General features: G+C 42.8%; 20 protein-coding genes. 7 read left to right on the forward strand and 13 right to left on the reverse strand.

What is annotated here, in order from left to right; all coding sequences use genetic code 11:
* Positions 1-22 precede the first annotated feature (22 nt).
* Together accB and accC are read left to right on the forward strand one after the other, a co-directional pair.
* Entirely contained in the window at positions 23-451 is a 429-nt protein-coding gene (accB, locus tag ES754_RS02945; RefSeq protein ID WP_147221902.1) for an acetyl-CoA carboxylase biotin carboxyl carrier protein, read from the forward strand.
* Positions 452-599: 148 nt separating this feature from the next.
* The gene (gene accC / locus ES754_RS02950; RefSeq protein ID WP_147221904.1) at positions 600-1,958 is read left to right on the forward strand and encodes an acetyl-CoA carboxylase biotin carboxylase subunit; all 1,359 of its coding nucleotides are present in this window, start codon (positions 600-602) and stop codon (positions 1,956-1,958) included.
* 184 nt (positions 1,959-2,142) lie between these two features.
* Here the strand turns inward: accC and ES754_RS02955 are convergent, their stop codons facing one another.
* Both ES754_RS02955 and leuA read right to left on the reverse strand, forming a co-directional pair.
* Complete coding sequence (locus ES754_RS02955; protein ID WP_147221906.1) at positions 2,143-2,769, reverse strand: hypothetical protein; 627 nt, start codon at positions 2,767-2,769, stop codon at positions 2,143-2,145.
* A 306-nt stretch (positions 2,770-3,075) separates the two neighbouring features.
* A complete protein-coding gene (gene leuA, locus ES754_RS02960) occupies positions 3,076-4,845 on the reverse strand; it encodes a 2-isopropylmalate synthase (RefSeq protein ID WP_147221908.1) in 1,770 nt (589 codons plus the stop codon).
* A 199-nt stretch (positions 4,846-5,044) separates the two neighbouring features.
* Between leuA and ES754_RS02965 the strand changes: the two genes are divergently transcribed.
* Positions 5,045-5,533, forward strand: a complete 489-nt coding sequence (locus ES754_RS02965) for an Lrp/AsnC family transcriptional regulator (RefSeq protein ID WP_147221910.1) — start codon at positions 5,045-5,047, stop codon at positions 5,531-5,533.
* Positions 5,534-5,539: 6 nt separating this feature from the next.
* Here ES754_RS02965 and ES754_RS02970 read toward each other — a convergent pair whose 3' ends face one another.
* The 5 genes from ES754_RS02970 to ES754_RS02990 all read right to left on the reverse strand — a co-directional run bounded on the left by ES754_RS02970 (position 5,540) and on the right by ES754_RS02990 (position 11,650).
* Entirely contained in the window at positions 5,540-6,787 is a 1,248-nt protein-coding gene (locus ES754_RS02970; RefSeq protein ID WP_147221912.1) for a YbfB/YjiJ family MFS transporter, read from the reverse strand.
* Complete coding sequence (locus ES754_RS02975) at positions 6,759-8,129, reverse strand: ABC1 kinase family protein (RefSeq protein ID WP_147221914.1); 1,371 nt, start codon at positions 8,127-8,129, stop codon at positions 6,759-6,761. Before ES754_RS02975 ends, ES754_RS02970 begins: the two co-directional genes overlap by 29 nt.
* Positions 8,130-8,199: 70 nt before the next feature.
* Complete coding sequence (locus ES754_RS02980) at positions 8,200-9,003, reverse strand: HesA/MoeB/ThiF family protein (RefSeq protein ID WP_147221916.1); 804 nt, start codon at positions 9,001-9,003, stop codon at positions 8,200-8,202.
* Positions 9,004-9,019: 16 nt separating this feature from the next.
* Positions 9,020-9,919, reverse strand: coding sequence for a peptide chain release factor N(5)-glutamine methyltransferase (gene prmC, locus ES754_RS02985; protein ID WP_147221918.1), 900 nt, complete (start codon positions 9,917-9,919; stop codon positions 9,020-9,022).
* Positions 9,920-9,967: 48 nt separating this feature from the next.
* Positions 9,968-11,650 carry an AmpG family muropeptide MFS transporter gene (locus ES754_RS02990; protein ID WP_147221919.1) on the reverse strand — a complete coding sequence of 561 codons (1,683 nt, stop codon included), beginning with the start codon at positions 11,648-11,650 and terminating at the stop codon, positions 9,968-9,970.
* An 877-nt stretch (positions 11,651-12,527) separates the two neighbouring features.
* On the opposite strand from ES754_RS02990, the gene katG reads away from it, so the two are divergent.
* Positions 12,528-14,708, forward strand: a complete 2,181-nt coding sequence (gene katG, locus ES754_RS02995) for a catalase/peroxidase HPI (RefSeq protein WP_147223238.1) — start codon at positions 12,528-12,530, stop codon at positions 14,706-14,708.
* 276 nt (positions 14,709-14,984) lie between these two features.
* Positions 14,985-15,911, forward strand: a complete 927-nt coding sequence (locus ES754_RS03000; protein ID WP_147221921.1) for a LysR substrate-binding domain-containing protein — start codon at positions 14,985-14,987, stop codon at positions 15,909-15,911.
* Between the two features lie 91 nt (positions 15,912-16,002).
* Here ES754_RS03000 and ES754_RS03005 read toward each other — a convergent pair whose 3' ends face one another.
* Positions 16,003-16,209: a TOBE domain-containing protein gene (locus tag ES754_RS03005; protein ID WP_147221923.1), complete on the reverse strand. Its 207-nt coding sequence runs from the start codon at positions 16,207-16,209 to the stop codon at positions 16,003-16,005.
* Positions 16,210-16,577: 368 nt separating this feature from the next.
* Here ES754_RS03005 and ES754_RS03010 point away from each other — a divergent pair, with 368 nt between their 5' ends.
* Both ES754_RS03010 and ES754_RS12070 read left to right on the forward strand, forming a co-directional pair.
* Positions 16,578-17,609 carry an LLM class flavin-dependent oxidoreductase gene (locus tag ES754_RS03010; protein WP_147221925.1) on the forward strand — a complete coding sequence of 344 codons (1,032 nt, stop codon included), beginning with the start codon at positions 16,578-16,580 and terminating at the stop codon, positions 17,607-17,609.
* A 30-nt stretch (positions 17,610-17,639) separates the two neighbouring features.
* Positions 17,640-17,789, forward strand: coding sequence for a hypothetical protein (locus ES754_RS12070; protein ID WP_170231069.1), 150 nt, complete (start codon positions 17,640-17,642; stop codon positions 17,787-17,789).
* Positions 17,790-17,925: 136 nt separating this feature from the next.
* Here ES754_RS12070 and ES754_RS03015 read toward each other — a convergent pair whose 3' ends face one another.
* From ES754_RS03015 to ES754_RS03035, 5 genes are all read right to left on the reverse strand, one after another.
* Entirely contained in the window at positions 17,926-18,999 is a 1,074-nt protein-coding gene (locus ES754_RS03015) for an ornithine cyclodeaminase family protein (protein WP_147221927.1), read from the reverse strand.
* 355 nt (positions 19,000-19,354) lie between these two features.
* Positions 19,355-20,314, reverse strand: coding sequence for an AEC family transporter (locus ES754_RS03020; protein ID WP_147221928.1), 960 nt, complete (start codon positions 20,312-20,314; stop codon positions 19,355-19,357).
* Positions 20,315-20,552: 238 nt separating this feature from the next.
* A complete protein-coding gene (locus ES754_RS03025) occupies positions 20,553-21,512 on the reverse strand; it encodes an AEC family transporter (RefSeq protein WP_147221930.1) in 960 nt (319 codons plus the stop codon).
* Between the two features lie 65 nt (positions 21,513-21,577).
* The gene (gene mnmG, locus ES754_RS03030) at positions 21,578-23,473 is read right to left on the reverse strand and encodes a tRNA uridine-5-carboxymethylaminomethyl(34) synthesis enzyme MnmG (protein WP_147221932.1); all 1,896 of its coding nucleotides are present in this window, start codon (positions 23,471-23,473) and stop codon (positions 21,578-21,580) included.
* 298 nt (positions 23,474-23,771) lie between these two features.
* Entirely contained in the window at positions 23,772-24,308 is a 537-nt protein-coding gene (locus ES754_RS03035) for a hypothetical protein (protein ID WP_147223240.1), read from the reverse strand.
* Positions 24,309-24,399: the final 91 nt, after the last annotated feature.

Raw genomic sequence — 24,399 nt, forward strand, 5'->3', positions numbered from 1 at the left:
AGTAAAAGGCCTCATAAAAACTATGGATATTGAAAAAATACGCACCCTAGTCGCCCTCATGGAAGAAAACGAGCTGGTCAATCTAGAAATCAGTTCAGACGATGAGCACATCAGCCTGACACGCCATTACGACGCTCCTGCCCCAACGATGATGGCCGCGCCTACTGCTGGCATTGCCCCTGCAGCTACGGAAGCGAAAGCCCAAGTAAAAGCCGGTAGTGTTGAAACCTCACCGATGGTTGGTGTGTTTTATTCTGCCCCTACTCCTAATGATCCACCGTTTGTCAAAGTTGGTCAGAAAGTACAAGCCGGCGACACGCTTGGTATTATTGAAGCTATGAAAATCATGAATCCGCTTGAAGCTACTCAAAGTGGTGTCATTGATGAGATCCTAGTGGATAACTCTGAAGTAGTACAGTTCGGTCAACCTGTTATACGCTATAAAGCCTAATGGTCTACGCCCCACTTTATTACTTAGTTATGATTGATATATCGCTATAAGGGTTACGTTATCAATTGCTATCGTATCAAATGCGACTGCACGTTGAACAGCTCATAGCGAGAAGATTGATCACTGCCGCTTTGACAAGGATGATTCCATGATAAAGAAACTGCTCATCGCCAATCGGGGTGAGATTGCCTTACGTATCGTACGTGCCTGTAAAGCTCTTGGTATCGAGACCGTTGGCGTCTATTCAACCGCTGATGCAAACCTGATGCACTTGCGCTTTGTTGATGAAGCCATCTGTATTGGCAAGCCTAACGCTAATCAGAGTTATTTAGATATTAATACTATCTTAACCGCTGCCGAAATCTCTGGTGCTGATGCCATTCACCCCGGTTATGGTTTTTTGGCTGAAAATGCTGAATTTGCTGAGCGTGTCGAAGAAGCAGGATTAACTTTCGTTGGTCCTAATGCTGATCATATTCGCTTAATGGGTAATAAAGTCTCCGCCATTAACGCTATGAAAAAGGCAGGTGTTCCTACCGTACCCGGCTCTGTTGGTGCGGTTAACTTGCACAATGCTGAAGAACAAGCGCGCAATATCGGCTTTCCACTATTGATAAAAGCAGCCTCTGGTGGCGGTGGACGCGGTATGCGCGTGGTTGAGCGCTTCGAAGAGATTATCGGTCAAGTACAATCAGCAAAACAAGAAGCTGAGCTTTGGTTCGGTGATGACACCGTCTATATGGAACGCTACTTGCAAAACCCGCGCCATGTTGAGATTCAGGTACTAGGTGACGGTAATGGTAATGCTATTCATCTGTATGACCGTGACTGCTCATTGCAACGCCGCCATCAAAAAGTGTTAGAAGAAGCCCCTGCTCCTGATATCCCTGATGATGTGCGTCAACCTATCTTGGACGCTTGCGTTAAAGCTTGTCAGCTGGTTAAATATCGCGGTGCTGGGACTTTTGAGTTCTTATTTGAAAATAATGAATTCTTCTTTATCGAGATGAATACTCGAGTTCAGGTTGAGCATCCGGTTACTGAGATGATTACTGGTATTGACGTGGTGGTTGAGCAATTAAAAATCGCTGCGGGTTACGGTCTGTCCTATCGTCAAGACGAGATTGAAATTCAAGGCCATGCTATTGAATGTCGCATCAACGCTGAAGATGCAGTCACTTTTGTCCCTTCACCAGGCAAAGTCACGCAACTATTTGCTCCAAGTGGTACTGGCGTTCGCTTTGACTCGCATCTGTATCCGGGCTATGAAGTGCCGAGCTACTATGACTCGTTGGTTGGTAAACTTATCTGTCATGGACAGACTCGCCAGCAAGCCATTGCTAAAACATTACATGCACTAGATGAACTCATTATTGAAGGGATTAATACCAATATCCCCTTGCATCGTGATGTTATTTTGGCGGACGAGAATTTTGTCAATGAAGCACAAAATATCCATTACCTTGAAAGAGAGTTATTGGTGGCTAATAAAGAAGCAGCGTTATAGATTCTATCTTTTTTGCTAAAAATAGTGTGTTCGTTTAAATATCCCTATAAAAAAACCGCTATCTTATTAGGTAGCGGTTTTTTTATGTTTAGATCTCATGTTTAGACTTATTAGCTGCTCAATTTATTAACTTGTTAAGTAATTAACTAACTAGATAATTACTTCTCTGTTATAAGAATATCCATTATGGCAAAATACGATGGAAACTCATAAAACATTCTTTACCCTCAGAATCAGCACACCACTGCATCTTATTGCCATCGTGATGTAAAAAAGCAATTAGTGCTTCATCGGTTTGGTCAATCTGGTTACCGGAGCAATCGACTTCGTTGTTATCATAGACAGTTTTTATAGCGATAATTGGCAAGCCTTCTTCACGATGGGTCACAAGATAACGTCCATACGTCCATTCTTTACCACTAACCGCCCACATCTCATTATCAGCCGCAAAGTTGTATAGCTCGCGACACTGAGCAGGTTTTTTTGGAGTCGCGGATAATTGGATGGTATTGGAACTAGAATTTGGTGTATTTTTTGGAACGATACTTATAATGCGCTGCTGACTTTGATCCAGCACGCCACCTGATAAATCCATAGATACTCTAGGCTCAGCAGTTACTGTCGACGCGCTGGTAGCGCGTGATGCTGGCTTACTCATGGTGTCTACGCTATCTAAGTCAATCTCCCATTGCCCAGCGATTGCTGGACTAATATGAGTCGTAATTTGCGACTGACTCACCTGCTCGCCACTAGTAGGTAGCGATGATAGAATAGATGCTAATGTAAAAGAAGCCACTGAGAGCAATGCCATGATTAACCTTTTATTTATATCAATACGTTATGTGTACATTAGCGTAAGTCTTGGGCACTAAAAACACAAGTAACATTATGCTATTGGCAGTTAGACGCTAGTACGATTTGCCACTCATTACCCCTAAACCTCTATTCTACTTCCTATTAAAGTTAGCCTTCGTAACAATGCAGAGACTTCAATACTTATTCTTCAGAGCCAATAAAAGACGCAAGAAAATAACGCCCCCTATCAACATGCTTAGCATAATGATAGGGGGCGTTACAGTTATTCGATTTATAGCTATTAAAAAAGTATTGTCTTAACTTAAGCTGCTATGTTACTAGGTGCTTGAGCAAAGGCAGACAATGCCCCTTTTAACATCGCTGATACCGTGCTGCTGCACGTGCCGATACCAGAGTAAACGCTACCATCGACATTCAGCTGGATATAAGCCGCTGCATGGGCATTGGTCTTATTGTCACTATTGGTATCATCGTCAATGCCATTATTAGTGTTATGCTGTGGATTAATAGCATGTTCAGCATAGTTAATCACATGTAAAGATTTTCCAGTATGCTGGGCTAAGCCATCAATGAACGAAGATAAAGGACCATTACCAGTACCATCAATATCGATAGTATCGCCGTTCATCTGTACTTGACCTTTGAAGTAAACCTCACCGCCTTTATTGTTCACACTGTAATCTAATAGCTCAAAGTTACCTTGCTGCAAATAAGTACTTTCAAACGTTTTTAAGATTTCATCATTCTGTAGTTCACGTGCAGCAGTTTCAGCTTGCTGCTGAACCACGCGGCTAAAGTCAATTTGCATCCAACGTGGTAAGTTAAAGCCATAGTTACGCTGTAAGATATAAGCAACGCCGCCTTTACCAGACTGACTATTGATACGTACCACGTCTTGGTAACTGCGACCAATGTGTGCCGGGTCGATAGGTAAATAAGCCACGTCCCAAACGTTTTCGGTCTGCTCAACATGTTTTTCATTATAATCGAGACACTTTTTGATAGCGTCTTGGTGCGAGCCGCTAAATGCGGTAAAGACCAATTCACCGACATAAGGATGCCGTGGATGCACTGGTAAGTTATTGCACTCGCTCACTACCTGTACAATCTCGCTCATATTACTAAAATCAAGCTCAGGGTCGATACCTTGGCTAAACAAGTTCATCGCCATCACCATGATGTCCATATTACCGGTACGCTCGCCGTTACCAAGTAAAGTTCCCTCGATCCGATCCGCCCCAGCAAGTACGCCAAGCTCAGCTGCTGCAACTGCACAGCCACGGTCATTATGCGTATGTAAACTGACCGTTACATGCTCACGCTTTGCTAAATGACGGCAGAAATATTCAACCTGATCGGCAAACACGTTAGGCGTAGACGCTTCAACAGTCGCAGGCAAGTTTAAAATAACCTCTTGTCCCGTTTCAGGCTGCCAAATATCACAAACCGCATCACAGACTTCTACGGCATATTCAGTCTCAGTTTGGCTAAAACTCTCTGGTGAATACTGGAATACCCATTCAGTCTCTGGATATTTGGCAGCGTACTCAACCAATAACTTCGCACCGGTGATAGCAATTTCTTTAATCTCGGTCTTATCTTTGCCATATACTTTTTCACGTTGGATACGGCAAGTTGAGTTATAGACGTGAACAATGGCACGCTTAGCACCTTTTAATGATTCAAAAGTACGCGCAATTAAATGCTCACGGGCTTGTACCAACACTTGCAAGGTGACATCTTCAGGCACATGGTTTTCTTCGATAAGCTTCCGCGCAAAATCAAACTCAACTTGCGCCGCTGATGGAAAACCAATTTCAATCTCTTTAAAACCGACTCCTACTAAGGTCTTAAAAAAGCGCATTTTTTGCTCGATAGTCATCGGATCAATTAGGGCTTGGTTACCATCACGCAAATCTACACTGGCCCACATTGGCGATTTTTCAAGCGTTTTGCTCGGCCATGTACGGTCTGGTAGCATGGGTGCAAATGCAAAAGGACGATACTTTTTATAATCAAAAGCAGCATGTTTTGGGGTAACTTTCGCAGTGTGTGTGGCTTGGTCAGACATAATCAATCCTTGGATAAGATAGAGCGTTCAATTTAGACAATCGGTCTTATGATATGAGATAACTAAAGTTTATGCCATTATAATAACAAAATTTATTAGGTGAAAAACAGCTTTATCCTGTATTTTTTAGAACTATATTAGTGATAAAAACCACTATTATTGATATAATCAGCTTAAATCACTAACAAACTAATAAGTTATGTCAAATAGCCATTCTAAAAACTCTTTATCAATTGATATCGACGAGACCGATAAGCGTTTATTGCGCTTGTTACAACTAGAGGCACGGATGAGTATTACTGAGCTTGCTGAGCGTGTCAATCTGTCTGCTACTCCCTGCGCACGGCGTATCAAGCGCCTAGAAGATAGCGGTATCATCAGTGGTTATCATACCCAAATCGATGCACAAAAATTAGGCTATCCACTGGCTATATTTATCGCTATTAGTATGGATCGTCATACTGCAGAACGCTTTCTTCAGTTTGAACGTAAAATTCAAAGCTTCGATGAAGTGATTAGCTGTAGCATCGTAACTGGCCGTAGTGAAGATTATTTAATTAAAGTACGCGTACGCGACATGGCACACTATGAAGAGTTTTTATTACACCGATTAAACCGTATTGAGGGCGTGGCACAGGTGCATACCAGTTTTGAGCTGCGCGAAGTGTTTAGCCGCAGTATTGTTTGATAAAGGCTAACTTAATGGATTTGTAGGGGATTGCCGACGAAACCACAATAGCAAAATAAAACTTACTAATAATCCAATACCCGCAACCAACAAGCCAGCATTAAAGTTATCACCCGCCCCTGCTAATGCAACCGTCACTAAAGGGCCAATAAACTGCCCGACACTATAAGCTAAGGTCGCAAGTCCCATCAATAAATTAGAATAGGCTGGATTGATATTTTTGATAATAATCAATGTCATAGAGACAATACCGGCAAAGGTTAACCCTACAATAACCGCATTGCCATACAAGCCCAGCGCTCCATTAAACCACATGGGCATACACATCCCGACTGCTTGTAGTAATGTTAGACCAAGTAGAGTTTTAATTTCACCCGTACGTTTAGCAAGTGCTCCCCATAATGGATTGGATAACATGGCAAACAGTCCGACAACCAGCCAAATCAATAGTCCTGAGTTGCTCTGCTCAGTCAAACGCTGAGTTGCAATAACCGGTAAAAAGGTAGCCGAGGTAATATACCCAAAACCGGCTAAAGCGTAACTTGCTGACAATAAAATGACAGCTTTGGTATTACCTGCAATAGCCTCATACAATGAGCGTTTAAAATTAATATAGGTTTGGTGTATAGAACGTGGCTGAGCGCGAGCTGCTGTTTGAGCTGGTCGGATAGCATACAGCAATCCCAAAAGTGGCAAACTACTGATACCCGCCATCAGCCAAATCACATTAAAATGATAACCCAATGTCAACAACACCCAAGTAAGAATGGCAGAAGTACTAATACCCGCGCCGATACCTGCATAATGGATGGTTGATAGCACTGAGCGCCGAGCATCACTAAAATATTGAATCACCAAAGATGAGCTCAAAATCATCGCCACCCCGCTAGCAATACCTGCCAACAGCCGAATAACATACCATAAATTTAGCGACATATTTGGCACGAATAACAGCATCGTGGTGACAATACTAATGCTGGCCCACAGCATGAGATTTTGCCAAGTCAGACGCTGCGGCACGAATATCGCAATTAGTGCCCCAAAGAAATAACCAATATAATTAATCGACGCTAACCAGCCAGCAGTGGCAGTTGACAGAGTCAGCTGATTCATAATATCAGGTAAGGTGGCAGTAAATAAGAAGCGCCCAAAACCCATCACTACCGCCATACAATACAACCCTATCAAGGCAATAGCGGTCTCATTAGTGATGGTCATTTTCAAGTTAGGATACCAGTTTTGGCGTAGCGTCATTATTATTGTGGTTTTTATTACTACCACTGTTATCCGCCTGTCCCAAAATTTGCACACGCTTATCACTAAACATATCCATATCAGGGGCTAGCGTGCGCATAAACCGATCAAAATATAACAGCTGTTTGGTTAACAGTGCAAAATCACGCGGAAAGTGAATGCCATGGCGTTTGCCAACTGCCACAATCTCCAACATCATTTGATTCAGCTCATCAGCCTGCTCTTTGGTATTAAAAGGAATACCACTGGTAAACGCTCTATCTTCTGCCATAATCGATGTCATCATGCGTTGCAAGTCCTCCCCTAAAGCTGCTATATCTACCTCATGCCCATGGGTCATCTCCATATCAACCATATGTTGCGCCATAGCCTGATAGTCATTTTCTTGCAAGGCTTGCATCATACCCATACACGCGCGCCAGCTTTCAGCTTTCAGCTTTCCGACAATACCAAAATCTATAAAGCCAATGCGACCATCGGTTAGCAACATCAAATTACCCGCATGCAAATCAGCATGGAAGCTATTACATAGCATCAGACTGGCAAACCAAGTATTCAACGTATCCGCCATGACTTGTGCCGGATCATCACAATATTGACGCATTGCTGCCTCATCAACCATCGACACCCCGCGTAAACGGCTCATAGTTAATACACGCTTGGTGGTCAGCTCATCATAAACTTGTGGCGCTATCACTCGCGTATTTCCCGATACTGATAAAAATTGCTGAAAATCGCGGATATTTTGCGCCTCAGAGATAAAATCAGTCTCATCAAGCATGCGCAAGCGTATCTCATCGATAATAGGCGCAATACTGGCAAACTTCATAGACGGCATCAACAGCTCAACTATCTTAGTAACTGCGTGCAGTACGCCTAAATCAGTCTGCATGATGGTTTCGACCCCAGGCTTTTGCACTTTTAATACTACTTCATCGCCATTGTGCAAACGTGCGGCGTGGACTTGGGCGATGGAGGCGGAAGCGAGTGGCTTCTTGTCGATGTGAGCAAATTTATCAGCCAGCGTTTGTCCATTAACCGTCAGCTCAGCGGTCAATACTTGCTCGATATAATCATACGATAACGGCGTAGTTTGGTCTAAACAACTTTGGAAGGCTTCTACATATTCACGTGGGAATAACGAGGGCGTACTGGCAATAAACTGACCGATTTTAATATAAGTGGTACCAAGCTGCTCAAAAGTATCTTTTAGCAGATAAGCATCGGGCTTTTCGCCTTTAGCAACTCTTAATGCAGAGAGACCTGCAATGCTGGCGGTTTGGCGTACACGGTTCACTACATTAAACGAATGCTTTAATAAATGCGGACGATGAATTTTCATAAAGGACAACTATAGTAGTAGTAAACAAAATGAGTAATAAGTAAATAATAATTGGAAAATATATGAGTAACTAAACGGTACAAATAGGGCAATCTTTATCTTGCCGATAGCCCATCAAGCGCTGTTGCATACGGCTACCGTCCCACAATAACAGCTTACCTGTCAGTGGATTTTTGGTTAATCCCAGATATTGCAAGGCAGCATTGGCTTGCAAACTGCCCATAATGGCGGTAGTACTGGCAAGTACGCCAGAATTGGCGCAAGTGCGCTCATCAAGCACAGTATTCAATTCCGTATCGATACTAGGCGCGCCGAATACGCAATGATAGCAGCCCGAATGTAGATGCGGCTCAAACAACGCCAACTGCCCTTCCATCGCAATCGCTGAAGCGCTTAATAGTGGAATTTGATAGCGAACACTGATACGATTAATAATATCGCGGGTGGCAAAATTATCAGTACAATCTAATAGCAAATCAGGCTTACCTGCTGCCATATCTAGCAGCTCATACGCATTGTCTAGACTCAGACGCGCAACAGTACCCTGCGCCTTAATGAGCGGATTAATCTGTTGCAACATCTGGGCGGCAGTCAACGCTTTGGGCTTACCAATATCAGCGGGTAGGAATAGCGTTTGCCGCTGTAAATTACTCATCTCAATGACATCATCGTCTATCAGGTGCACTTGTCCAAGACCGGCGCGCACTAAAGTTTCAGAAGCAGGACAGCCAAGACCACCTGCCCCTATCATCACTACCCGCGCTGACTTTAGCCGAAGTTGAGCGTCAATATCCCAGCCTTCTAACAAGACTTGCCGAGCATAACGTAAGAGTTCATCGTCTGTCAGCACCGTTCTATCTGTTGCATGCGTCATATTTATTATCCCAAGCTTATTTATTAAGCAGCTGCCCAAGCGTTACACGCTCATTACCACCAAAATCTTGCACGGTTTGCACAGCCTCAAAACCATTATCAATGAATAACTGGCGGACGGCAGTGCCTTGGTCAAAACCATGTTCAATCGCCAACAGCCCACCCGTACGTAAATATTGTGGCGCCTGCTCAATAATATGTTCAATATCAGCCAAGCCATGATTGGGTGCACTTAAAGCACTGATAGGTTCGGCTAGTAGACCTGCTAAATGCGCATCAGCTTCGTCAATATAAGGCGGATTGGAGACAATAATGTCAAATAATTGCGCCGTATCAGTGGATAATTCGCTATACCAACTGCTTTGCACAAATTCAATATTAGCAATTTTATTGGCAGTACCATTATGTCTTGCAACTTCAAGAGCTGCTACTGAAAAATCAACAGCGACCACTTGCCAGTTGTCTTTTTTATTATGACTATTATTAGCCAATTCATGCGCTAAACTAATCGCAATACAACCTGAGCCAGTGCCTAAATCAAGCAAACGTTTAGGATACTCGTTTTTAGTGCCGAAACCGTCCTGAGCCTTTATCCATTCAAGCACTTGTTCAACCAATACTTCCGTATCTGGTCTGGGTATTAAAGTATGCTCATTGACCTTAAAATCAAGCGACCAAAACGCCTGCTGACCGGTTAAGTAAGCCAAAGGTGTGCCCTGCTGCATCTTAGTCACGCCAGCATTAAATTGGTCAAACTCACTATCCGTTAGCTGATAACTTTCTTCCGTAATAAGAAACGCGGAGGGCTTATCTAACACATAAAGCAACCAATCCGTCAGCCAAAAATGTGGAATGCCAGCATCAGTAGCAATGCTTGCGACTTGCTTTTTTATTTGCTGAACGGTTGCCGTTGTCATAGATAACTCTTACTTATTGCGCGTTTATTAATCATAAAAATAACCGTGCTACTCTGAAGCGCGTGGCGGCTCATTAGTATCAGTCAAATTAGGATTGGCTTTGGTTAATTTATTACTGACACTGTTACCATTATTATCATCATCACTGCCATCATCATAAATATCATCGTTATCACCAATAACAATATGCTTATCAACATAATAAATCAGCACTAAAATAGGAATGCCTATCGCAAAAGTAAAGATAAAGAAAAATTGATAGTTGGTATTGTCAACGATAGTACCAGAATAGCCACCGAGCACTTTGGGCAATAAAGTCATCAAGGAAGAAAATATCGCATACTGTACGGCAGTAAAACGAATGGAAGTCAGTGCAGATAAAAAGGCAATAAATACAGCACTGGCAAGCCCTGCGGCCAAATTATCGAGACTGACTGCCAAATACATATAAGGCAGACTACCCGGATTATAGGTCAATAGGACAAATAGTAGGTTAGTCACGCAGGCGAGGATTGCGCCAATCATCATGGCGCGCATAATACGCATTCTTTGTGCTAATAACCCGCCCAAAAAACCACCGGCAATGGCCATAATGACCCCAAACAACTTCACCGCATTGGCAATTTCAATCTTAGTAAAGCCCATATCTAAGTAGAAAACGTTGGAGATGACCCCAGCGACAATGTCAGAGATACGGTAAAGTCCGACTAACGCCAATAATAGCAGTGCCTTTTTACCATAACGCCGGAAGAAATCAGCAATGGGCTCAACCCACATCTGCACAGCCATTTGTTTTTTTACTACATTTGCTTTTACTAAGCCATAACCAATAATCAAAGCCGCCGCTAAACTCAAAGCGAGATGCACTATCTCTAACAAGAATCCCAACAGCGCACTGTCAGTTTCTGGCAGTAGCGACCCTACAGTAATGAATGCCCATATAAAACCAGAAACAGATAACAGAAATACTAAAAATAAACGCGCGTAGTCTGACGTTTCGTGAGGCTGACCGCCGTCTGTGTTGGTTGTAAGCACCTGACTGATGACAGGCTCGCGAATAATCAAGGTAGTTATAACACCCGCACCCATGATCCCTGCCATGACCCAATAGGTGTTACGCCAAGCCTCATAGCTATATAAGGCTTCAGTGGAGCCAAAATAATCCGCCAAATATAACGCGCCCGCACCCGCGACAATCATGCCGATACGGTAGCCTGCGACATACATAGCAGACAGCACTGCCTGTAGGCTGGGCGGTGCCAGCTCAATACGGTACGCATCAACCACGATATCTTGGGTAGCAGATGAGAACCCCAGCAATACTGCACCGATGGCCATCAGCGTTAGGCTATCCTCAGTAATCGGGTTGACACTCGCCATGATACAAATCGCCAAAATAATCAATAGTTGGGCGACCAATATCCAAGCACGCCGACGACCCAGTAGTTTGGTCAATATTGGCAAGGGCACAGCATCGACTAAAGGCGCCCAAATAAATTTAAACGAGTAGCCAAGTGCGGCCCAACTAAACATGGTCACAACGCCGCGGTCAATCCCTGCTTCACGCAGCCACAACGACAGACTGGAGAAAATCAGCATAATGGGAATGCCGGCGAAAAACCCTAAAAACAAGATGATAATTGCCCGGCGGTCAAGGTAAGCTTTGGCCGCCTCGCCCCATGGCTTTTTAGCAACTGGGGTACTAGGTGAAGTAGATTTGACAGCAGACATAAGATTTACCAGAAACGAATGACAAAAAACATCAGAACAAACTATTTTTCATCCGTTATTGATATCTCATATCACAGAGGTATTAATATAATTTAGCTGAAAAATTGCCTGATACTATATAAAGACAACAAGAGTTGCTGCAAAATTGAATTATGGTACTTGAGAACGTCTAAATTGACTAGACATTATAACGATATTTTCGCTTTCCTCCGCCTACGTTACTTATTAATAACTGCATTTAGATCATGCCAGTAATATGACTATGTAGTATGAGAGCCAACCAAGAAGGTTAACCGCGTCTCTTTTGATGGCCGCTTTCAACTCTTGAGACTTTATGGTTCATTATTATAAAAGGTTGTTATTAATGCACTTATCTCGATATAACATCCATTTTTATTATTCTTTGTAGAGTACTTACAAAGGTGATCGTACAATAATTGCTGGATTCTTTTATTCTACGGTCAAAATTTTCAATATTTTATAATCAGTAAAACTATATTGAGTTGAAATAAATAATGGGGTATCAGTCGTCTAACGATAAGTATTCTAAAACACCTTATTATTATAAATTAGTTTTCTAAAACAATAATAACTCTATATGCTAGACATATAAACAGTTATGGACGATAGCATTCGCTACTATCCCCCTTTTTTATCATAGCCAAGGAGTTATCCGATGAGCAACTCGACCCCCAACGATTCAAAACTGCTCAATTCAAAACAAGAGTCTAATGGCTGCCCTGTCGACCATGACAATCAAAACAGCCAAGATGGAAATATTGCCGCAAGTAATACTACTTATGACAAAGGGGATGGTCAAGGCCCAACCATTCATAGCGAAAACGTCGATGCGTCGCACGCCCCGCAGCGTCCGAGCATGGGTGGCTGTCCGGTGATGCATCAAGCGCATACGACTACTAGCTCAGCGGTAGCCGATTGGTGGCCAAATGCTTTAAATCTAGACATTTTGCATCAGCAAGATAACAAAACCAATCCGATGGGTGCGGACTTTGATTACGCTGAAGCCTTTAAGCAATTAGACTTAGAAGCCGTTAAACAAGATTTAAAAGATTTGATGACGGACTCGCAAGACTGGTGGCCAGCAGATTGGGGTCATTATGGCGGTCTGATGATTCGTATGGCTTGGCATTCAGCGGGTACTTATCGTCGCTCTGATGGACGCGGTGGCTCGAATACAGGTAATCAGCGTTTTGCACCATTGAACAGCTGGCCGGACAACGTCAACTTAGATAAAGCCCGTCGTCTATTATGGCCAATCAAGAAAAAATACGGCAATAAGCTGTCTTGGGCAGATTTGATGATTTTAGCCGGTAACATGGCTTATGAGTCTATGGGCTTTAAAACCTTGGGTTTCGCTGGTGGTCGCGCCGATATCTGGCATCCAGAAAAAGACATCTATTGGGGTTCTGAGCGCGAATGGCTTGCCGCTACTAAAAACCGCTATAACGATGATGATGATCGTGAATCGTTAGAAAATCCATTAGGCGCGGTACAGATGGGCTTGATTTATGTCAATCCTGAAGGCGTTGATGGCAATCCTGACCCGATAAAAACCGCACAAGATATACGAACTACCTTTGGCCGCATGTCGATGAATGATGAAGAAACCGTTGCCTTAACCGCCGGTGGACATACCGTAGGTAAGTGCCACGGTAATGGCGATGCAACGGTATTAGAAGACGAGCCAGAAGGTGCTGGCATTGAAGAGCAAGGTTTAGGCTGGCGCAACCCTAATGGTAGCGGTAATGCTGGCGATACGGTATCTAGTGGCATTGAAGGCGCATGGACTACCCACCCAACCCAATGGGATTATGAGTATTTTGAGCTGCTGTTAGGTCAAAACTGGGAACTCACCAAAAGCCCAGCGGGTGCATGGCAGTGGGAGCCTACCGATATTGCTGAGGAAGACAAGCCTGTAGATGCACATGATCCAAGCATACGCCGCAACCCTATGATGACTGATGCCGATATGGCAATGATTAAAGATCCAGCGTATCGCGTGATTTCAGAGAATTTCCATAAAAATCCAGAATACTTCGATGACGTATTTGCCAAAGTATGGTTTAAATTGACGCATCGTGACTTAGGGCCAAAATCACGTTATTTAGGTGCTGATGTGCCAGCAGAAGATTTTGTCTGGCAAGATCCTATTCCAGCAGGCAACGCTGACTTAACTGCGGATGATATTACTACGCTAAAAGCTCAAATTAAGGACAGTGGTCTCAGCCGCCGTGAGCTCATTATTACCGCATGGGACAGTGCTCGCACTTTCCGTGCCTCCGACTATCGCGGCGGTGCCAATGGCGCCCGTATTCGTCTAGCGCCGCAAAAGGATTGGATGGGAAATGAGCCTGAGCAGTTACAAAAAGTGCTTGAGACATTAACCCGCATTCAAACTGAGTTTGCTAAGCCTGTAAGCATTGCTGACTTAATCGTCCTTGCTGGTAATACGGCTATTGAACAAGCGGCTGCTGATGCAGGCGTTGAGATAACTGTACCCTTTAATGCAGGGCGCGGCGATGCAACGGACGCGATGACTGATGCGGAATCCTTCTCTGACCTTGAGCCTCGCCATGACGGCTATCGCAACTGGGTAAAAGAAAATTATGCGGTATCCCCTGAAGAGATGCTACTCGACCGCACTCAATTGATGGGACTAACTGCGCCTGAGATGGTCGTACTAATCGGTGGTATGCGCGTGCTGGATACCAACTATGGTCATCAGCAACACGGTGTCTTTACCGACCGCGCTGGCGTGCTTAGTAATGACTTCTTTGTCAATCTAACCGATATGAATCTGACTTGGCATCCAATCAATGACAATGATGATGCAAAGCACACCTCGAACCTTTATGAAGTACGGGAGCGTGCGACCGGTGCTGTGAAATGGCAAGCCACTCGTGTTGACTTAGTATTTGGCTCAAACTCTATCTTACGTGCTTATTCTGAGCTATATGCGCAGGATGATAACCTAGAGAAGTTCGTTCATGACTTTATTAAGGCTTGGAACAAAGTGATGAATGCGGATCGTTTTTAGCATTCATTTATAACGCCTATTCAACCTTAGTTATTATTAGCACTAAAACTATAATCAGCCTTAAGCAAAGAGCCAATTTATTTATATAAGGTGGCTCTTTTTTTACTTCATTCTGCTAAGGGCCAATTTAATTCTATATTCCAAAATAATATTAATAGATACCTATTTATTATATACAAGAATAATAGCTTTGTTCTACACTAGCGGCTTGCTGCATATTTGAGCGTTTTGATTTTCTGACACGCAGACCGTGTTTTTATTAGATAGGATTAGTTTATGGCAATCGATGTGGTCGTCAATCAGCGGCATCTACAGATTCAGCTTAAGCAGTTAGAAACCGTATGGCATACCGTAGTTAACGGCTATAATTTAAGCCAAGCAGCCATAGTGCTGCATACCAGCCAATCAAGCTTGTCGAAACATATCGCTGCGCTTGAGAACCAACTAAAAACAGAAGTGTTTGTTCGTCAAGGGAAACGTCTAACAGGATTGACCACGATGGGCACCGCATTGATGCCGCATATTGAGTCGATCTTTGCTGAAATTCGCACTATTGAAAATTTAAGCTTAGATTTTAATAATCCTAATATCGGCACATTAACGATTGCAACGACGCATACGCAGGCCCGTTATGTATTGCCACAAGTGGTGAAAGAGTTTAAAGCGCTCTTTCCTAAAGTAAACTTGATTCTTCAGCAGTCCGATCCTGAAACTATTGCTCAAATGGTGATTCGCGGACAAGCTGATATTGGTATTGCCACTGAGTCCTTACTCCATAATAATTATCTGCGCTGCTATCGCTACTATGATTGGACGCACCGCGTTATCGTACCAAGTGACCATGAACTTGCAGGTGAGAAAAGTATAGATTTACCTACTCTTGCCAGCTATCCGATTGTGACTTATCACGGAGGCTTTACTGGACGCGGAGCGATTGACAAAGCATTTAGTGATGCGGGGCTTGAGCCTGATATTGTATTATCTGCGTTAGATGCTGACGTGATTAGCACTTATGTGGGACTGGGATTAGGGATTGGTATTATCGCTGAAATGGCATTTGAGCCAAGCCATTATCATAATCTAACCGCCATTCCAGTGGATCATTTTGGCCGCTTTACCAGTTGGATGGCGGTGCGTGATGATGCTGAAATCCGTCAGTATGGGCGTGCCTTTATGGAGCTTTGCCAAAAGCAGTTTGGTTAGTAACTTAATTAATAAGGCTAAGCATAAAAAACGCCATTAAGAATAATCTTAATGGCGTTTTTTATGCTTAAGTATCTATCTTACTAATAACCTATTCTTTTCCAACCATTACATTACTGGCTTTTACAATGGCCACAACGTCATCTCCAACGCTGAGATTTAGGCTTTCTGCAGACGCTGTCGTAATACTAGAAACAACTTCTGAACCATTAACGTCGATCACTACCTCTGTAGAAACTGGGCCTTTTTTGAGTTCTTTGACTTTGCCTTTAAGCTGATTTCTAGCTGAAATATTCATATATATCCCTTATTATTTTTAACCATTATATTTTTAAAGTTTAAAACCATGATATTTGAATATTGAGTGATTAAATTTATTTAATATGAGCTACATAAATTTATTCAAACGTCTTAACTATACGCTCAGTCAGCACGCTATATCAAAAATCCATGCCATTGGCTTATAAATTGACTTCTCCCTTCTGTTTATAAGACCTACATCCTAAGCGTTGAGATTTGTTATCATTATTAACACTTGCCTTTATATTCAAAATAACTGCCCCATTATATTAAGTGTTAAGCATTCAAGGCCTACTGTGAGCAGCATATAAAAGGCTGCCAAAATAAGCCTGTGAATACTTTTAAATTTATAATAATAGGTGATTTATGACTGATATTAATACTAATAAAATTCCTTTATCCTTCCTAGACTTGGCACCCGTTCCAACCGGCAAAACTATTGCTGATGGAATCACCCAAACCGTTGAGATCGCTCAAAAAGCGGAAGAAGTTGGCCTCAATCGTTACTGGATGGCAGAGCATCATAATATGGCGGGTATCGCCAGTGCCGCAACGTCAGTACTGCTATCACATATTGGCAGCCAAACCGAGCATATTCGTATTGGCTCTGGTGGTATTATGCTGCCCAATCACGCACCATTAGTGGTTGCTGAGCAATTTGGCACGCTTCAAGCTTTATATGGTGATCGTATCGACTTAGGCTTAGGCCGTGCGCCGGGTACTGATGGCGCGACTTTCCAGGCTCTACGTCGACAGATGCAAGATGCCGAGCGTTTTCCACAAGACGTGCAAGAATTGTTGTATCTGTTAGGTGATGGTACTGATAACAGTCCAGTGCAAGCATTTCCTGGAGCAAAATCAAACGTGCCAATTTGGATCTTGGGTTCCTCGCTATTTGGCGCTACTTTGGCAGCACACTTAGGACTACCCTATGTGTTTGCATCCCACTTTGCGCCGCAAATGTTAGAACATGCGATCACTACTTATCGCGAGCAGTTCCAACCTTCCGCTTATCTCGATAAACCTTATGTAATGCTTGCTGCAAATCTATTTTTAGCTGATGATGACGCAACTGCTAACTATCATTTCACTTCAGCGCAGCAAAGCTTTGTGCATCTGCTGCGTAATGAGCGGGGGCAAATGCCAAAACCTATAGAAAATATGAATGCAATATGGAGTCCTGCAGAAAAAATGGCAGTCGATAAGGCGCTGGCAGTTTCCTTTATTGGTTCAGTAGAAACCATACAGCCAAAAATTGCTGAGTTTATTACAAAATATCAACCGGATGAATTAATCGTCACCGCTAATGTCCATGATCAAACCGCTCGTCTACATTCTTTGTCACTTGTACCTCAGTTGAATTTGTTTACTTTACAATCGACAGCAGCGCTTGCATAATAAAAGAAAAACTCTAACAGGATACTTGACATGGATGCTTCTCCTTTAATAGGTTCTTCGATATTTTTATACATCTTAGCTTTTATTGCTGTTATGGCGATATTTGCCTATTTAACATATAGTATTAGCCCTAAAGGTAAAAAGCGCCGTGAAGAGAGACGTAATAATCGTCACAAATAGTTAGTACATTATCCCTGTATCAGAAAAAACCTCCTACTTTTTTAAAAGTAGGAGGTTTTTTAATTTCTGACCATTATAATGGTTACAATGACTACTTATTATTAGCACGTGTTAAATATTTAGGAAATCTAAACCTTTAAGAGAGTGAAGTCCCAAGGTTTTGTTGCTCAGCAAGTTGTGCGACATATAATGCTACTGCGGCATCAAAACTGGCTGCGCCTACCGATTTAAATAATGTAATGCTCGGCTCGGACTTATTGAACTTGTTTGTTAATTTCCCAGTCACGAGTGCTTGTAAGTCCCCGCTAAGATCATCCCATGTCCACGCACAATTAGCGGCCTTGTGCGCTTGAATTAAGTCACCGGCTTCATGGCGACATCCAGCTAAATCATCAACGACCACCATACTGCTATTTTCTATGACATCATTGCTGACTTCTTTCATCGATGGTAGATATGCTCCTACGGCATTGATGTGGACGTTAGGCTTGATTTGCTGGGTACTAAACAAACCAGTATCGGAACGCGTTGCAAGATTAATAATATCTGCATCTTTAAGAGCCTCTTCAAGCTGTTCGCAAACCCTTAATTCAATTTTCCATTGCGGATAGTCACGAGCAAATTGCGTCTTAAACTCCTCTGCCCCCTGCATGCTTCTATTCCAGAGATAAACTATTTTAATTCCAGGGCGTACCGTTAGTACAGCGTGTAGTTGCTCATATGCCATACCGCCGCAACCTATGACTGCTATCCTTTGACAGTTATCGGCTGCCATATATTTAGTCGCGATACCCGATAGTGCTGCGGTTCGCACTTGAGTAATATAAACACCATCCATCACCGCTAATATTTCACCAGTGGCATTATTGGATACGGTAATAATAGCAGTCGTCGTTGGTAGGTCACGACTGGGATTATCAGGACAGATAGTGACTAGTTTGACCGCCGTATATTCCTGCTCACCGTCATAGATGGTGGCAGGCATAGATAAATGCGAGCCTGAGCTGTGTTTGGTTTTATTAGTAGAAGACTGGTCGCTATCAATTTGATCACCATAGAGGTCTTCGCTAAAGGTTTCTATCACTAAACGCTCAGGTGATTTAATCCAGCTGGGATGATTAGCTTGTTGGTGTAGTAGCTGCTCAATCGTATCGATAGCAGCTTGCATACTAAGATGTTCAGTCACTTCAGCTCGGTTTAAAAATTGCATTTAAAGCGCTCCTTGTCTGTTAGTTCGATAAATTTTTATTGGGTTAATTATTATTATAGATTATCTATCGTGCCTTTGTATCAGGTACAAAACAGTTGGTATTACTTTAAAGAGTTAACATTAAAGGAATAGATTCGCTATTCAAGCCGAAGACTTTTTCGACGAGCATTATCAATTAAGTATTATTAATATAAAAAATCCCACTTAGGATATCAAGTGGGATTTTTACTGTCTAGAATCTGATACTTAAATTTTAGTGTTTAAGAATTAGTTTTTGGTGTTTATTACTTAGGCTATTTTAATAAAGTAATATATTATTTTTAATTAACAAATGATTTCTACTAGCATACAGATTTTATATCAACCCAAAACCATGTAACAACCCTGCTCCAAGCGCCATACCAAACATGCCTATCACTGTAGTAAAGGCCAAAATATTGGCGGCCAACACTTCATTACCACCCATGGATTTTGCCATGACATAACCGGCGGCCGCTGCAGGCGCTGATACCATCAAAAATAGCACACCCATGTGTATACCGGTTAAGTTAAAGCTCAAGCCAATAACGACTGCCAGCATGGGCGCAATAATAATACGCGCAGCACTGGCCTGCATACACAATCCCGAAGGGCGCAGCATAGATTTCAGATCGAGACTGGCACCTGCGCAAATTAATGCTAATGGTAGCGCCACGGATGAGAGTAAATCACCTGTATCGTGAATGACGCCAGTGAGCGGCGGTAGTGGTAGGGCCTTGTAAATAAAAGCGGCCAACAATGCCAAAATAAGCGGATTAGTTGCTAGGTTTTTGATGATACCTATGCCACGGCTAGCCCAAGACTCCTCTGCATCTTGTGAGGTACGGCTTAAAGTGAGCACTGACAAGGTGTTATATAATATTGATACGACTCCAATGTACACAGCTCCTATACTTAAACCTGCCGACCCATAAGCATTCGATACAGTCGATAAACCAATAATCGCTAGATTGCTACGAAAGACGCCTTGTACAAATACCCCTTTGTTTTCAGAGTCAGTAATAAAAAACTTGGCATAAACTTCTGCCCCAATAAATAAAATAAAGGTGATCAGCACGCCAGCGGCAATCAACGTAGCTTGCTTGGCATAATCTACATCACTATCGACCACACTAAAAAATAGCAAAGCTGGCAGGCAATAGGTAAAAACAAATTTTGATGCTTGGTCAATAAAGGTTTGGCTGGCTTGGCCTTTTCTTTGCATAAAATAACCCAACGCAATCAAAGCTAAATTGGGCACAACAATCGTAAGGGCAAAGATGATAGATTCGGTCATAAATGGCTCAAGTCAGCAGGATACCCACAATAATGTAGATATGATTGCTACAGATTAGGTAATAGATGGTTATAAATGACTAGGTTAGATGAATAGAAGAATGTTTATTAGGAGTTATATTTTTACATAGTGCCAACTTTCAAACTAGAACAGCTGAGTGTCTGGCTGTTTTAAAAGTGTTAATGGCAGTGGTAATAGAAGTGATATTGACGATGACAATGACAAAAGACCATACTCCTTACATCAATCCTAATCCCCGCAATATCCCCGCCCCAATTGCCATACCGAAAAGACCCACCACTGTGGTAAAAGCTAAAATATTGGCAGCGAGAACATCATTACCACCCATCGCCTTTGCCATCACGTAACTGGCGGCAGCGGTCGGTGCAGCAGCCATTAAAAACAGTACACCCATGTGCATACCTGTTAATCCAAAACTAAGACCGACTGCAACTGCTATCAGCGGGGCAATCACGATACGACCTATACTTGCCTGCATGGATATGCCTGAAAGGCTCAGCATCGACTTCAAATCAATGCTAGCCCCCGCGCAAATCAATGCTAGGGGCAATGCTACTGACGCTAATAGATCTCCTGTCGTATGAATAACCCCGGTAATAGGTGGTAGCGACAGCGCTTTGTAGGCAAAAGCCGCCACTAGCGCAATCATAAGCGGATTGGTCGCCAGCTTTTTAATAACCATTATACTGCGACTCATCCACGTATCATCCACACTTTTGGATACTCGGCTTAGGGTAATGACCGCAAGGATATTAAACAATATCGTCACCACCCCCATGTATACCGCGCCAATACTTAAGCCTTCTTCACCATAAGCATTGGCGACGGTTGCCAAGCCAATAATCGCCATATTACTGCGGAATATGCCTTGAACGAATACGCCCTGATCGGCAGGCTTACTAATGAAGCGATTAGCATACAGCTCAGAACCAATAAACAAGATAAAGGTGACAACAATACCAGCAGCTATGAGTATTATTTGCTTAGCATAATTAACATCACTATCAACTACGCTGAAGAACAACAAGGCAGGCAGACAGTAATTAAAGACAAAACTGGAAGCTTGATCGACAAAGGCTTTGCTTGCCTGTCCGTTTTTTTGCATAAAAAAACCCAACCCCATTAACATAAGGTTGGGCATAACAATGGTAATCGCAAAAACAATGGCTTCAATCATGTATAGACTCAGGTCAGCATAATTCCGAATAAAATGAAAGCAGCATCACGCTAATTTAAGATGATTTATGACCCTAAAGCTGCTTTTATTTTTTTCTGCTTTTTAACCGTCATCGCTAGTATTTGAATCGCTGCAGGCGTCACGCCGCTCACCCGACCCGCTTGTGCAAGCGTTGCAGGACGTACTTGCGCCAGTTTTTGTACCACCTCATTAGACAAGCCTGACACCATACTGTAATCAAAATCTGTCGGCAAGGTCGTATTCTCTAAACGCTTCATCTGATCAATATCTTCTTGTTGACGATCAATATAACCCGCATATTTGACTGATATCTCAATCTGCTCACCGACCAAAGTATCAACTTGTGAATCGGTAATCGCAGCAATATCAGCAAAATGTATCTGTGGACGTTTCAGCAAATCATAAGCATTAGATTCTTTTGATAACGCCTCACCTGTCTGCGCGGTTACTTGAGCACCTAAGGCATTAATAGGGGTTGCCCACATATCTTTTAGACGCGCCGTTTCTGTACTGATAGCGTTCATTTTTTCTTCATAAGCCTGCCAGCGCACATCGTCCACCAAACCTAATTTACGCCCGATTTCTGTCAATCTTTGATCGGCATTATCTTCACGTAGTAGCAGGCGGTATTCAGCACGGCTGGTAAACATCCGATATGGCTCAGTCGTTCCATGAGTTATCAAGTCATCAACGAGTACACCCAAATATGCCTGATCGCGGCGTGGTGTCCAAATATCAAAGTCACTATTATTAGTGGTGACCAATGCGGCATTGGTACCGGCAAGTAAGCCTTGAACGCCCGCTTCTTCATAGCCCGTCGTACCATTAATTTGACCAGCAAAATACAGACGCTCAATCGACTTAGTTTCAAGGGTTGGTTTCAAGCTTTGCGGATCAAAATAATCATATTCAATCGCATAACCGGGGCGGGTGATATGAGCATTCTCTAAGCCTTTCATACTATGAATGAATTCTAATTGCACATCGAACGGTAGACTGGTTGAAATACCATTGGGATATAGCTCATGGGTGGTCAGACCTTCCGGCTCGATAAAAATTTGATGGCTGTCTTTATCAGCAAAGCGGTGAATCTTATCTTCAATAGACGGACAATAACGTGGACCAACGCCTTCGATTTTGCCAGAGAACATCGGTGAACGGTCTAAATTTTCACGGATAATGTCATGGGTACGTGCATTAGTATGGGTAATATAACAGTTGACCTGTTCAGGGTGCATCTCAACATTACCCATATAACTCATCACTGGTAATGGAGTATCACCCGGCTGTACCGTCATCACACTAAAGTCCACACTGCGTGCATCGATACGCGCTGGCGTGCCTGTTTTCAAGCGACCGACGGGAAGTTTTAATTCACGTAAGCGATCCGCAAGTTTAATAGAAGGTGGATCCCCTGCGCGTCCGCCTTTTGAATTCTCTAACCCAATATGGATAACGCCGCCTAAAAACGTACCTGAGGTTAAAATAACCGTTTCAGTTTTAAAGACAATACCTGTCGCAGTGACAACACCAGTCGCACGACCATTTCCAACCAAAATATCATCAGCCGCTTGTTGGAATATATCAAGGTTAGGCTGATTCTCTAAGGTATGGCGAATGGCTGCTTTATAAAGAATACGATCTGCTTGTGCACGCGTCGCACGAACGGCAGCACCTTTACGACTATTCAATACCCGAAACTGAATACCTGATTTGTCCGTAGCCAATGCCATTGCACCGCCAAGCGCATCAATCTCACGTACCAGATGCGACTTACCGATACCGCCAATCGCCGGATTACAACTCATCTGCCCAAGTGTCTCAATATTATGCGTCAATAACAAGGTTTGTGCGCCCATACGTGCAGCAGCCAGCGCCGCTTCTGTACCGGCATGACCGCCACCGATGACCACCACGTCGTAAATTTTTGGGTATTGCATGTATGCCTCGCTTGACGGATTGTGACTGTGCCACTACAAGTAATTGATTTATTAGCAATAACTTGCAATAGGATAAATCAGCATCGGTCGTGTTTAGAAAATTAATAGCCGGTAATTATAGCAATTTTTGAGCGCTTTTTTCAGATGCTTTTAAAATAATTGCATTAGAAATAATGAAACCTGTGTTTGATAATGAGTCTTTCACTGGGCTTAACTGCACTGCTATTACTTTATTGTTATAATTGAATTAAACTACTTTGACTTAGTTTCTGTGACTTAAATACTTAGCCACTTTGACTTAACTAAGAGGCACAATATGATCTGAATGGCCGCTGCTCAGCATATGATGGCTGCCATAGCCTTCGGGATTGATTTGCAAATAAGCATTCATTTGTCCAATCGCATCACCGTCATTACTCGCCAAAATTTGCTCTTTAATCAATGCAACTGGCGGCAGTAGCAGGTTTTTTAACAAAGCTAAACGCTGATCGTTATCGCCTTTATTGACGACCATCTCGATAAGCTGACGCACATCAATCGGTAAGTCTGGCGTGTTTTGTGCCAACAGCGCTAAATGATAAGCACCAGCCGCATCTTGATCAGCGACAATACGCTGCTCAATAGCCACATATGTCCCTTCAGTCGCACCGCCTGCTACACTGAGCTGATGGATACATTTTAGCGCTGAATATGGCTCACTGCCTGCAATATCTATTAAACGTGTTGATTCGTTTTTTAGATACTCACGGCGTTTTTCGATAGCAGCTTGCTCGGCTGCTTCTGCCTCAATTATTTGTGGTTCAGGCACTTTCGATTCTACTGGTTGATTAGTCATCATAACCTCTTCTCATTAATATTTTAATAATACTTAATCTTGAAGCATATATGGGGTTAAAACTGATAAAAACAATAAAAGCCCGAGCAAC

Source organism: Psychrobacter frigidicola (genome assembly GCF_007997305.1).
In the GTDB taxonomy this organism is placed as follows: Bacteria; Pseudomonadota; Gammaproteobacteria; order Pseudomonadales; family Moraxellaceae; genus Psychrobacter; species Psychrobacter frigidicola.